This window comes from Streptosporangium sp. NPDC002524 (assembly GCF_040295985.1).
Classification (GTDB): domain Bacteria; phylum Actinomycetota; class Actinomycetes; order Streptosporangiales; family Streptosporangiaceae; genus Streptosporangium.
Map to the genome: position 1 here is coordinate 232,267 of NZ_JBEOWK010000013.1, position 12,396 is coordinate 244,662.

Below are 12,396 nucleotides of genomic sequence, written 5' to 3' on the forward strand. Positions count from 1 at the left end.
CCGCTCGCGATGAGAGGAGCGGGGCGCGTGAAGCGACGCGCGTGAAGCGGGCGCGTGTGAAGCGGGCACACGTGAAGAGGACGCGCATGAAGCGGGCACACGTGAAGAGGACGCGCGTGAAGCAGGCGCGCGGTCCCTGTCCCGCGCGGGGGTCCGGCTCAAGGGGCGGTGAGCGGGGGATCGCCGGTCCCGGCCGAACCCGGCCGGTCCAGCCCGGCGGCCAGGTCGGCGATCGCCTGGTCGATCTCCCGGCGCAGGATGTCCATGGGCGGCGTCTCGTCGAGGCCGTCCGCGTGCTGGAGCCACCGGCCCAGGACCACGCGGAGCGCCGTCAGCGCCGTCGCCGCGCACAGTGCCGGGTAGATCCCGCTCGGCGCGGGGTCGGCGCCGGACCGGAGGCGTTCGGCGATGGCCTCGGCGAGCGCCTTCTCCTGGGAGGCCAGCAGGGCCAGCTGGTGGGGCAGCAGCGACGGCGTCCTGGAGATGAGCCGGGTCGCCCTCACGTAGTCACGGCTGGTCTCGTCGTCGTGGTCGACGACGGCGAGGACCGCCTGGCGGAGCGCCCACAGCACCGATTCGGTCCGGGGCCGGGCGCGGAACTCGGCGGTGAGCGCCTCGGAACCGGCCGCCAGCACCGCCACCACCGCCTCCTCCTTGCTGGAGAAGTAGTTGAAGAAGGTCCGCAGCGCGATGTCGGCCTCGGTGGCGATCTGCTCGACGGTGATGTTCTCCACGCCGTGGCGCAGCCCCAGCCGCAGCGCCGCCTCCCGTACGGCGGCCCGGGTGGCCAGCTTCTTGCGCTCGCGGCGCCCCGTCACGACCCCGGCCCCGGTCCTGGCCCCTGTCCCGGTGGTCGTGCCGGGTTCGGCGCTCACCGGTGTGAGCGGCGCCTCGGGGCGGGCCATGGTGTCCCCTTTCGCGGGGTCGGCGGGCCCGGCCGGGCCGGGCCCGCCGGGGCGTGGTGAACCCAGTCTGGAGCAGATCCTCTCAGGCCCAGGTGACGGGCAGGGAGTGCACGCCGAAGATGAGCATCTCGTTGCGCAGCGGCACCCGCTCGGCGGGCACGGCCAGGCGCAGGTTCGGCATCCTGGTGATCAGCTCGCCCAGGCCGACCTTCATCTCCGCGCGGGCGAGCTGCTGGCCCAGGCACTGGTGGATGCCGTGCCCGAAGGCCAGGTGCGCGGCGCGGGGCCGCCGCACGTCGAGCCGGTCGGGATCGTCCCAGTGGCGGGAGTCGCGGTTGGCCTCGGGCGTGGCGATGATCACCGTGGCACCCGCGGGGATCTTCACGTCGCCGAGCGTGACGTCCTCGACGGCCACCCGGCTGACGCCCATCTGGATGATGGACAGATAACGCAGCAGTTCCTCGATGGCGTTGTCCATCAGCGCCGGGTCGGTGCGCAGCGCGTCGAGCTGCTCGGGGTGCTCCAGCAGCGCGAAGGTGCCCAGGCCCAGCATGTTGGCGGTGGTCTCGTGCCCGGCGCCGAGCAGCACCAGCGCCATGTCGGTCAGCTGGGCGTCGGTCAGCGGCGGGTCGGCGTCGTGGACGAGCCCGGACAGGATGTCGTCGGCCGGCTGGGCCCGCTTGGCCGCCACCAGCTCCTGGATGAAACCGTACAGCTCCAGGCCGGAGCGGATCCGCTCCTCCTCGGGGGTGGTGGAGTTCAGCGCGATGGAGGTGCGTTCCTGGAACTCGGCCCGGTCGGCGTAGTCGACGCCGAGCAGCTCGCAGATCGCCAGCGAGGGGATCGGCAGCGCGTAGGCCGGCACGAGGTCGGCCTCGGTGCCGGCCGCCCGCATGGCCTCGATGTGCTCCACGGCGATCTCGCGCAGGCGTGACTCCAGCGCCTTCATCCGCCGTACGGTGAACTGGCCGGTCAGCAGCCGCCGCAGGCGCGTGTGCTCCGGCGGGTCCATGAAGACGAACATCCCGTCGGCGCGGCTCTCCACCTTCGGCGCGAGGCCGGCCGCCCCCTGGCCGCCCTGTGCCGCGACCAGCTGCTCGACCTCGTGCGGCTGCAGGCTGGTGACGTCGGGATAGCGCACCCGGTCGGCGCTGAAGCGCGCGTCCGCCAGGACGGCGCGGGCCTCCTGCAGGCCGGTGACCAGCCAGGTGGGAGCGCCGTTGAGGAGCCTGAGCGGCTGGATCGCCCCCTGGTCACGCCGCTGCCGCAGCCCGGAGGGCGGGTCGAACGGGCAGCCGCCCCGCTCCACCAGGTCCGCGGGCAGCATCCTGCGCATCTGCGTCGGGGATTTCGTCACCGGCTCGTCGCGAGTCGTCATCACCACATCCTCTTCCTGGGCGGCGGGCCGCGCCGCCCATCACTGGCGGGGTTCGCCGCCACCCTACACGGAGAACATGCACGACGAGCATCGATGCACAACGTGCATCTTTTCTTTACCCAAGGGCCCGGCCCCCGGCCTCATCTCTCCTCGACCGGCCGGGCTGATCCCGGCTGATTCCAGTGGCGACCCCTGTCGCACCCTGTACGCGACCCCGCCCGTCACCGCCTCCCGGTCACGCGTCCCAGGTGACCGGGAGGCTCTTCACGCCGAAGATGTCCGCGGTCTCCGGGCGCAGGCCGACCTCTTCGGCCGGTACGGCCAGGCGCAGGCTGGGGAAGCGGGTGAGCAGCGCGGGGAAGGCGGCTCGCATCTCGACGCGGGCCAGTTGCTGGCCCAGGCACTGGTGGATGCCGTGGCCGAAGGCCAGGTGCCCGCCCTCCTGCCTGCCGAGATCGAGCGTGTGGGGGTCGGTGAAGCGCTCGGGGTCGCGGTTGGCGGTGTTGTAGGACAGGATGACGGTCGTTCCGGCCTCGATGGTCCGGCCGCCCAGCTCGACGTCCTCCAGGGCCGTTCGCATGAAGGTCTTGGCGACGCTCAGATACCGCAGCAACTCCTCCACGGCCTTGTCGGTGAGCGAGGGGTCGGCGCGCAGCGCGGCCAGCTGCGCCGGGTTGCTCAGCAGCGCGAAGGTGCCCAGCGCCAGCATGTTCGCGGTGGTGTCGAACCCGGCCGCCAGCAGGATCAGGGCGACGCCCCTCAGTTCCTCGTCGGTGAGGTCACTGTCGAGCAGGTCGCTGAGCACGTCGTCGGTGGGGTTCGCGCGCTTGGCGGCCACCAGCTCGGCGAGGTAGTGCTGGGTCGCGGTGTAGGCCGCGATCAGCTCCTCGTCGCCGACCTCCCCGCCGAGGAACTTGTCGATGTTCTCCTGGAAGGAGCCCCGGTCCCGATACGGCACCCCCAGCAGCTCGCAGATCACCATGGAGGGGATGGGCTTGGCGAACGCGGTCACCAGGTCCGTCGGCGGCCCGGCCTGTTCCATCGCGTCCAGGTGCTCGGCGGTGATCCGCTCGACGCGCTCGGTGAGCAGCCGCATCCGGCGGACGGTGAACTTGCCCACCAGCGGTTTCCGGTAGCGGCCGTGCTGCGGCTCGTCCATGAGGAGGAACTCGCCGGGTGCCGCCGGAGGGACCTCGAAGTCGCCGATGTCGATGGTCGGGTGGTGGCGCATGAGCTCCTTGCGGGAGCTGAACCGTGGATCGGCCAGGACCGCCCTGACCAGGTCGTATCCGGTGATCAGCCAGCCCCGGTGCCCGTCGGGGAAGGGATAGCGGCTGATCGGGCCGTGCTCGCGGGCCCGGATCAGCTCCTTGGGCGGGTCGAAGGGGCAGCCGGGCTCACGTACGGCCGGCAGCGTGGTGACGGTGTGTTCCATGGTCGTTCCCCGTCTTGAGATGGGACGTACAGGACGTGATGGGGTGCGGTTCGACGCGGCTCGGTGGCCGCGTCGCGTTCGGAGTTCCGGGCCGGTCGCAGCGGGCGCGTTCAAGCAGGTGATCAGCACGGATCGAGGCGACACCGAGCGACACCGAGCGACACCGAGCGACACCGAGCGACACCGGGCGACACCGGGCGATGTCAGAGCGACGCCGAGGCGGGACGGAAGCGGCGTCGAGGCGGCACGGAGACGCCGTCGAGGCGATGAAGCCGCGCCCCGCACCCCGCGCCGCACCCCGCACACCCGCACCCCGCACACCCGCGCCCCGCACACCCGCACCCCGCACCCCGCGCCACACCCCGCACACCCCACGCCCGCCGAACCGTTCATGGCGTCCACCCTCGCCGACCGCGCTGACACGGGACCGTCGCCGTGCTGACACGGCCACTGATACGACCACGACACCCGGCCCGGACACGGGATCGCCGGCCTGAACGGCGGCGCCGTCCCCGGACACGCCCGCGCGGCATCCGCGTCGGCACCGTCCCTCCCGGCACCGCCGGCCCCCGTGATCGGCCTCGTGGTCGCCGGGGCCGGGACCGGCCGGCCCGGGGACCGGCTCGGGGCGTCGCCACGGTTCGGCACAATGACTGATGTGCGAGTTGAACTGCTTGGTCCGTTCGAGGTCCGGAACCGCGACGGGGCCGTGGTGGAGGTTCCCGGGGTCCGGCTGCGCGCGCTGCTGGCCGCACTCGCCCTCGAACCCGGCCGCAGCGTCTCGCGGGCGAGGCTGGTGGACTGGATCTGGGGGCACCGGCCGCCCGCGGACGAGGCGAACGCCCTGCAGGCGCTGGTGTCCAGGCTGCGCAGGGTGGTGCCGGACGGCGTGATCGAGGCCGATTCCGGCGGATACCGGCTCGCCGTGCCCCCCGACGCCGTGGACGTGCACCGCTTCGAGCGGCTGATCGGCCAGGCCCGCGCGGCCGAGCCCGCGGCGCGGGCGGACCTGCTGCGCTCGGCCCTGGCCCTGTGGCGGGGCACGGCCATGGCCGACATCGCGCTGCGCGACAGCGACGCGTTCGACGCCGTGGTCACGCGCCTGGACGAGCTCCACGTCGCCGCGCTCGGGGATCGGGTGGACGCCGACATCCGCCTCGGCCGCGGCGCGGAGCTGGTCTCCGAGCTGACCGAGCTGGTCGCCGCCCACCCGCTGCGCGAGGGGTTCGTGGCGGCGCTGATGCGGGCGCTCGCCGAGGCGGGGCGCGGCACCGAGGCGCTGACCGCCTACCAGCGGACGCGCGAGCGGCTCGCCGAGGAGCTGGGCGCCGATCCGTCGGCCGAGCTCTCCGCGCTGCACACCGCGCTGCTGCGGGGCGAGCTGGGCGAGCGGGCGGAGAGCCGCAGGACGAACCTGCGCGCCGAGCTGACGAGTTTCGTCGGCAAGGACGAGGACGTCTCCGCGGTCGCCGCCCTCGCCGTCGGGCACCGGCTGGTCACCTTGACGGGGGCGGGCGGCTCCGGCAAGACGAGGCTGGCCACGGAGACCGCGCGGACGATGCTCGCCGAGCTGCCCGACGGGGCGTGGCTGGTCGAGCTGGCCTCGGTACGGGCGGGCGGCGAGCTGGCGCAGGCCGCCCTCACCGCGATCGGCCTGCGTGACCAGGCACTGCTCGGGGGCGCACGGGGCGGGGAACCGATGGACCGGCTCGTCGCCGCGGCCCGGGGGCGCACGATCCTGCTGATCCTGGACAACTGCGAGCACGTGATCGAGGCGGCCGCGGCCTTCGCGGACCGGCTGCTGGGGGAGTGCCGGAGCCTGCGGATCCTGGCCACGAGCAGGGAACCGCTCGGCATCACCGGGGAGGTGCTGTGGCAGGTCGAGCCGCTCGCGCTGCCCGCGCCGGGCGCGGCCCCCTCCGAGGCCGGGTCCTCGCCCGCGGTGCGGCTGCTGCGGGACCGCGCGGAGCTGGTACGCAAGGACATCGGCTCCGACGCGCCCACCCTGTCGGCGATGGCGCGGATCTGCCGGGCGCTCGACGGGATGCCGCTCGCGATCGAGCTGGCCGCGGCCCGGCTGCGCACCATGTCCGTCGACCAGCTGGCCCGCCGGCTCGACGACCGGTTCCGCCTGCTGACCGGCGGCAGCCGCACGGCGCTTCCCCGGCACAAGACGCTGCGCGCGGTCGTGGACTGGAGCTGGGACCTGCTGACCGAGGCCGAACGCGCCGTGCTGCGGCGGCTGTCGGTGTTCTCCGGCGGGGCGAGCCTGGAGGCGGCCGAACGGGTGTGCGGGGACGAGGCGCCCGGCGGGGAGCAGACGCTCGACGTGCTGACCGCGTTGATCGAGAAGTCGCTGCTGCTCGCCGACGGCGAGGGCACGCCGCGCTACCGGATGCTCAACACCATCCGGGAGTACGCCGCGCACCGGCTCGCCGAGGCCGGGGAGACAGAGGGGGCGCGCCGGGCGCACCTCGCCTACTTCACCGAGCTGGCCGAGACGGCCGACCCGCACCTGCGCCGGGCCGCGCAGCTGGAGTGGCTGCCCGTGCTCGACGCCGAGAAGGACAACATCGGCGTGGGACTGCGCGGGGCGATCGCCGAGGGGTGGGCGCAGGAGGCGATGCGGCTGGTCGCGGCCGCGGGCTGGTACTGGTTCCTCAGCGGGTACCGGGCCGAGGGCACCAAGCTGGGCATCGCGGCGACCTCGCTGGAGGGTGAGGTGTCCGACGAGGTGCGGGCGATGGCGTACACCATCGTGGCGATCTTCGTGACCTCCGGGGTCGGCGACCAGTACCAGGCGCGGGAGTGGATCCACGAGGCGCACCGGCTCACCCGGAGCGGCGGGTACCGCAACCCGCTGCTGGGGTTCGTCGAGCCGCTGGAGCGGATGCTGCGGGAGCCGGAGGACTTCCTGCCCGCGTTCGAGCCGCTCATCGCCGACGGCGACCCGTGGGTGCGCGCGCAGGCCAGGCTCACCCGTGGCCGGTTGCGGCTCACGCTCGGCGGTGACGAGACCGACGTGGACGCCGACATCGAGATCGCCCTCGCCGGGTTCCGCGCGCTGGGCGACCGGTGGGGGATCTCGATGGCGCTGACCTTCCTGGCCGACCGGCTCGCGATGCGCGGGGAGTTCGCCCGCGCGTGTGAGCACTACGAGGAGGCGGTCGCGGCGCTGGCCGAGATAGGCGCGGACGAGGACGTGGTCGGCCTGCGGGCGCGGCAGGCCCAGCTGTACTGGCTGCTCGGCGACGAGCGGTCCAGCGCCTCGGCCATGGCCGAGGCGCAGCGGTGCGCGGGCGGGATCACCTGGCCGGACGCGCTCGCCGAGCTGGCGCTCTCGAAGGCGCAGCTGGCGCGCTGGCGCGGCGAGCCGGACGAGGCACGCCGGCACCTGTCCGCGGCGCGGGCGGAGCTGGGCGACTCCGTCCAGGCCAGGGCCCTGGACCTGTACGGCTACCTCAGCGAGGATCCCGGCGAGGCCGGCGCGTACCGGGCCAAGGCGTTCCGCGCGGTCGCGGAGTACGCGTATCCGCCGCTGGTCGCCGAGGTGCTGATCGGGATCGCCGATCTCGCGCTGCGCCGGGGACGGTACGAGCAGGCCACGCGGCTGCTCGCGGCGAGCGACGAGGTGCGCGGCATGCCGGATCGCTCGCAGCCGGATGCCTCCAGGATCGCCGCGGACGCGCGGGAGCACCTCGGGGAGGCCGCGTTCGCCGAGGCGACCCGCGCGGGCCGTCGGGCGGACTGGCGTGAGCTGGCGGAGACCACGCTCGCCTCGTGAACGCCGTGCGTCCCCGCCCGCCGGGTGGGTTCCGGTCCGGGACGGGCCGCGGGCCGGCGCGCGCCCGGACGGGAAGTGCCCGGCCCGGTGACCACCGCTCCCGGCCGGGCCGGGGCCGGTGGCCGCGTGCTCGGTAGCCGCGTGCTCGGCCGTACTGACGTCTCACACCACCCGGTCACCGTACGGGCGCGTCGACGGCGTCTTCCGGGCTCGCCGGGCCGAGGTCGCCGGCGGCGGCGTGCACCCGCAGGAGCCTGTCGACCCCGTGCAGGAAGGTCTCGCAGATCAGCGCCGGGTCGAACAGGCAGCCCGCGGCCATGGCGCCGTCGCGCAGCATCACGAAGTGGCGGGCGGCGGGCTCGGCGCCCGTCTCCCGGATCCTGGCCAGCGGTTCCGTGACGGTTTCGAGGAACCACCGGCGGTGGGCGAGCACGGCCTTGCGGACCGGGGACTCGGGGTCGGGATACTCGGCGGCGGCGTTGAGGAAGGCGCATCCCCGGAAGCCGGGGGACCCGATGCCCTGGGCGATGGACTCGCCGATGGCCCGGAGGGTGCCGTCGGCCGGGAGCCCGGCGGCGAGGGCCTCGTCCGCCTGGCCTCTCATGGCCAGGTCGACCTGGTTCAGGTAGGCGAGGACGAGGTCTTCCTTGCCGGGGAAGTGCCGGTAGAGGGTGGCCCGCGTCACCCGCGCCTCCGCGACGATGCGGTCGATGCCGACGGAGTGGATGCCCTCCGCGTAGAAGAGCCGGGTGGCCGTGTCGAGCAGCCGGGATCGCGCTTCGGACGGCCTGCCCTCGGATTGGCTGCGCATGCCGCCATCTTAGCGGGTAGAACGTTCGGTCTTGACAGTTCGCGCCACAGGCCGCCATGCTGAGTCGCGATAGAACGTTCGGTCTTGCCGGAGAACCGCTCCGGCGGCCCGTGCACGCGCCGCCCCGCTGTCATGAAACGGCCACGCCGGCCTGGCCACCCACCCGGCCGGGAAGGCCCGGCCGCGGGACGCGCCGAACCTCTCTCCTCGTCACTCACCCACCGAAAGGCTCGTCATGAGCGCCATCGCTGCCTCGCCCGGTGTCTCCGGGACCGCCTCCGTCCTGCGGCGGCTGTACTTCGTCCGGTTCGTGTTCGCCGTCGCCTGGGCCCTCGTGATGTTCACGACCGCCTCGCACCTGGGCCCGGTCGCGGTCGCCCTGCTCGTTCTCTACCCGCTGTTCGACGTGGCCGCCGCCGTCGTCGACGCCTGCGCGACGCGCGCCACCGGATCACCCGCCCTGCTCTACGTGAACGTCGCGGTCAGTCTGATCACCGCCGTCGGCGTGGCCGTCGCCTGCGCGTCCGGGATCCCGGCGGTGCTGCGCGTGTGGGGCGCCTGGGCGGTCGTGGCCGGGCTGGTCCAGCTGATCGTGGGGGTCACCCGCCGCAAGATGGGCGGCCAGTGGCCGATGATCATCAGCGGCGGCGTCTCCGTGCTCGCCGGCGCGTCGTTCGTCGCCGGTGCCTCCGCGGCCGGCGCGACGCTGACCAACGTGGCCGGCTACGCCATCCCCGGCGGCGTCTTCTTCCTCATCTCGGCCCTCCGTCTCGGCCGCGCCGCGAAGGGGGACTGAGACGGGCGGCCACGCCTGCGACGCCGTCGTCCTCGGGGCCGGTCGGGCCCGGCGCGACGCCGGCGTTCACCGGGCGGCCCACAGCATCCCCCTCTCGATGACGGTGCGCACGTTGTCGTCGCGCAGGACGCCGAGGTCGTGTCCCGGGGTGGTGACGAAGATCTTCCCGTCGCCCCAGTCGCGGGTCCAGATCGCCGGTGAGGTGACCTCCCTGTGCCAGGGGTCCCACGGGCGGGCCTTCTGGGTCGCGGTGGCCAGCACGTCGACGTAGTCGTCGGTCAGCACCCAGTACTGCTCGGTGACGAGGTCGAAGTCGGCGACGCCCGCGGTGATCGGATGGGTTCCGGCCCCGGGCAGCATGGTGACGGTGTACGGGACGAAGTTGTCGGCCTGCGAGCCGTCCCGCTCGGCCGGGTCCTTGCCGGGATGGCAGGCGAACTGCCCGCCGATGAGGTGCAGATAGTCGGAGGAGCCGCGGAAGGAGTCGGCGATGCCGCCGTGCCAGCCGGCCATGCCGGTCCCGGCGCGGATCGCGGCCTCGAGCCCGCGCAGCTCGTCCGGCTCGATCGTGCCCATGGTGTGGCACTGCACGACGAGGTCGACACCGGACATGAACGCGGTGTCGGCGTACGGCGCGGGGGAGTCCGCCCGGTGCACCTCGAACCCGTTCCTCTGGAGGAAGGGGACGAAGAGCTCGGTGGCGGCCACCGGGGCGTGTCCTTCCCAGCCGCCCCGGACCAGCAGGGCTCTGCGCGCGTGATCGCCTGTCATGTCTTCACCCGTCGGTCAGGGGACAAATGACTGCAATCTTCACATTTCACAGCTGGTGTCACCAGTGCCGCATGGGCACTCCCCGAGACCGGGGGCCGCCCGGGGGGACCGGGCGGCCGTACGGGTCAGACGGGGTTGAGGTACCAGATCTGGTTGCCGGCCACGATGCCGAGACCGGAGTCGGTGTTACCGGTGATCGTCTGCTGGTCGAGGGTGGTGCCGCTGCCCGGCGGCAGGTCCAGCACCTTGCTGCTGTGCCGGTTGACCAGGTAGAACGTTCCGTCGGCGACCCGTTTGAGAGTCCACTGCTGGCTGTTGGCGCTACCGCAGTTCGCCTGCCTGATCTGGACGCCGTTGGACGTGCTCGCCGAGACGAGGTCCAGGCACTTGGAGCTGTTGACGTTCACCAGCTTCCAGTACGACCCGGTGGCCTGGAGCTGCCAGCGCTGGCTGGTGGCGGCGGACGGCGCGTTGTGCGTGACCAGCGCGCCGGAGGCGGTCGAGCCGCCCACGGGTTCGGCGTTGTCGCGGCTGCCGAGACCCTGCAGGTAGTAAACGCCGTTGTTGACCGGCGCGGTGTTGGAGACCTGGTTGAACACCCACTGCTGGTTGGTGGCGCCGGTGTAGGTCTGCTGGGTGACGGGTGCCGGGTACGCGCCTCCCGCGGTCAGGGCCAGCCCGGACAGCCAGTCGAAGATCGCGTACGTGTTCCCGCCGGTCGACAGGTAGGCGAAGCGCATGCCGTCCTGGCCTGCGCAGATGTACTGCAGGAGTGTCGTGCCGGGGGTCGTGCCGCTGTAGGCGCTGTCGGCGCACAGGCGGCTGCCGACGTTGATGAACTGCAGGCCGGTCGTGTAGCCCATCAGCCACTTCTGGCTGGGGGTGTCGACGCGGGTGCGCTGGCTCAGCTCGGTCAGCGTCCCGGTGGAGGCGCCGATGGGTTCCAGCGCGCCTCCGGTGGACACGTTCGTTATGACGTAGGTGTTGCCGACCTTCGGATGTGGATCGCTGTCGGCGGTGCCGCCCGCGATGAGGTAGGCGCTGTTGGCGACGTTCCAGTGGGTGGCCAGGTAGCTTCCGGCGGTGGGGGCGGCGTTGTAGTAGTCGTCCCGGTTGCAGTCGGGCAGCCGGTAGTCGTTCCACTGCAGGCAGCTCCACGAGGGCGTGCCGCCGTAGCACATGAGGTCCCACTGGTCCAGGCAGTGCCAGCTGCCGTCGGAGTGGGCCGCGCTGAGCTGGACCGCGCCGAAGGTGTGTCCCAGCTCGTGGGCGATGGCGTTCGCGCCGAAACAGCCCGGGATGGCGTCCACGCGGGCGTAGGCGCGGCCGTTGTTGAGGTTGGTGGACCCGGTGGTCAGGTCGTCGCCCTGGATCTCGCCCATGCCGCAGATCGCCGTGGCCTCGGTGAGCAGGAGGTAGTGCCGGTCGGTGCTGGTGTAGCCGAGGGCCTGCACGGCGCTCACGCTGGAGTAGAAGTCGACCAGCGAACCGGCGGGCACGACCAGGTTGCGCACGACGGCGGCGCAGCCGCCGGACACCGCCGTGGTGACGTACCGGATGTGCCTGCTGCGGTTGGAGGTGGCCGCGGCGTCGTTGAACGCGTCGTCGGCGTTGGCCAGCCAGGCGCGGAAGATGGGCAGGAACTGGGTGTAGCGGTCCGGCATCGACGCCTCGCGCACGTACAGGACCTCGACCCGCTTGCCGCTGGTGCCGTTGCCGTCACAGGCGACCAGCTGCGGGCTGACCTTCGCCTGGGACTGGCTCTGCGCGATGGCCTCGGGGCCGACGCGCTGGCCGATCTTGGCGCCTGGGAAGACGTCGGACACCACCTGGGGGCCCTTGCCGGGGGGTTCTGCGGCAGACGCCGCGGGGGGTGAGGCGACCAGACCGGCCGCGACGAGCAACCACGCGGCGGCCAGAGAGAGTTTTCGCCTGAGCTGCATTCCGATGAACTCCGATCGGTACGGATACGTCCGATATGGACGATTCATCGGTAATGATCACATCAGAAGTATGTAAATACGGCTGACTGTAACATTTATCACAAGCCATTGACGCGAGGTGACATAAATGGCCAATTAGGTGCTTATCACCTTGTGTAATAACCCCAGCATGTTATGAGAAACGATATTTTTGTGCCGATCTCGCCTTTCGCCGACCGGAAATTCGGTCCGCCGAAACGCGCGACGGGCTTTTCGGTCTCCTCGGCCGATACGTGTTACCGCTTACCGAGGGTCGATGGCGAGGTGAACCGTCCGGTCCGGCCGGATGACGACCGGGTGACGACCGGGTGACGACCGAACCGGGGGCGCGGGCCGGTCAGATCGGGGGCGGGGCGGGGGGCCGGCGGCGGGAGCGAGGGCGCGCGGGGCGCCGGTGTGCCTGTGAGAACACCGCCGACCTCGCGGTGCTCGTGGGAACGCCGCCGACGTCGCGGTGCTTCTGGGAACACCGGGGAGGTCGCGGTGCCTGTGAGAACACCGCCGACCTCGCGGTGCTCGTGGGAACACCGGCGA

Annotated in this window: 8 protein-coding genes; 2 read left to right on the top strand and 6 right to left on the bottom strand. The window is 72.4% G+C overall.

Going from position 1 to position 12,396, the window contains the following annotated elements; translation table 11 throughout:
• Positions 1-158: 158 nt before the first annotated feature.
• From ABT053_RS23540 to ABT053_RS23550, 3 genes are all read right to left on the bottom strand, one after another.
• Positions 159-905, bottom strand: a complete 747-nt coding sequence (locus tag ABT053_RS23540; protein WP_350971321.1) for a TetR/AcrR family transcriptional regulator — start codon at positions 903-905, stop codon at positions 159-161.
• A gap of 82 nt (positions 906-987) precedes the next feature.
• Positions 988-2,283 (bottom strand): cytochrome P450, encoded by a 1,296-nt coding sequence (locus tag ABT053_RS23545; protein ID WP_350971322.1) that lies wholly within the window; start codon positions 2,281-2,283, stop codon positions 988-990.
• A gap of 235 nt (positions 2,284-2,518) precedes the next feature.
• Positions 2,519-3,718, bottom strand: a complete 1,200-nt coding sequence (locus tag ABT053_RS23550; RefSeq protein WP_350971324.1) for a cytochrome P450 — start codon at positions 3,716-3,718, stop codon at positions 2,519-2,521.
• A gap of 658 nt (positions 3,719-4,376) precedes the next feature.
• Here ABT053_RS23550 and ABT053_RS23555 point away from each other — a divergent pair.
• On the top strand, positions 4,377-7,502 hold the full coding sequence (locus tag ABT053_RS23555) for an AfsR/SARP family transcriptional regulator (protein ID WP_502991835.1): 3,126 nt from the start codon (positions 4,377-4,379) through the stop codon (positions 7,500-7,502).
• A gap of 175 nt (positions 7,503-7,677) precedes the next feature.
• Here ABT053_RS23555 and ABT053_RS23560 read toward each other — a convergent pair whose 3' ends face one another.
• Positions 7,678-8,313, bottom strand: a complete 636-nt coding sequence (locus ABT053_RS23560; RefSeq protein ID WP_350971327.1) for a TetR/AcrR family transcriptional regulator — start codon at positions 8,311-8,313, stop codon at positions 7,678-7,680.
• Between the two features lie 235 nt (positions 8,314-8,548).
• Between ABT053_RS23560 and ABT053_RS23565 the strand changes: the two genes are divergently transcribed.
• The gene (locus ABT053_RS23565; RefSeq protein WP_350971329.1) at positions 8,549-9,109 is read left to right on the top strand and encodes a hypothetical protein; all 561 of its coding nucleotides are present in this window, start codon (positions 8,549-8,551) and stop codon (positions 9,107-9,109) included.
• Positions 9,110-9,175: 66 nt separating this feature from the next.
• Here ABT053_RS23565 and ABT053_RS23570 read toward each other — a convergent pair whose 3' ends face one another.
• Entirely contained in the window at positions 9,176-9,880 is a 705-nt protein-coding gene (locus ABT053_RS23570; RefSeq protein WP_350971330.1) for a ThuA domain-containing protein, read from the bottom strand.
• 125 nt (positions 9,881-10,005) lie between these two features.
• Positions 10,006-11,823: an RICIN domain-containing protein gene (locus tag ABT053_RS23575; protein WP_350971331.1), complete on the bottom strand. Its 1,818-nt coding sequence runs from the start codon at positions 11,821-11,823 to the stop codon at positions 10,006-10,008.
• Between the last annotated feature and the right edge of the window lie 573 nt (positions 11,824-12,396).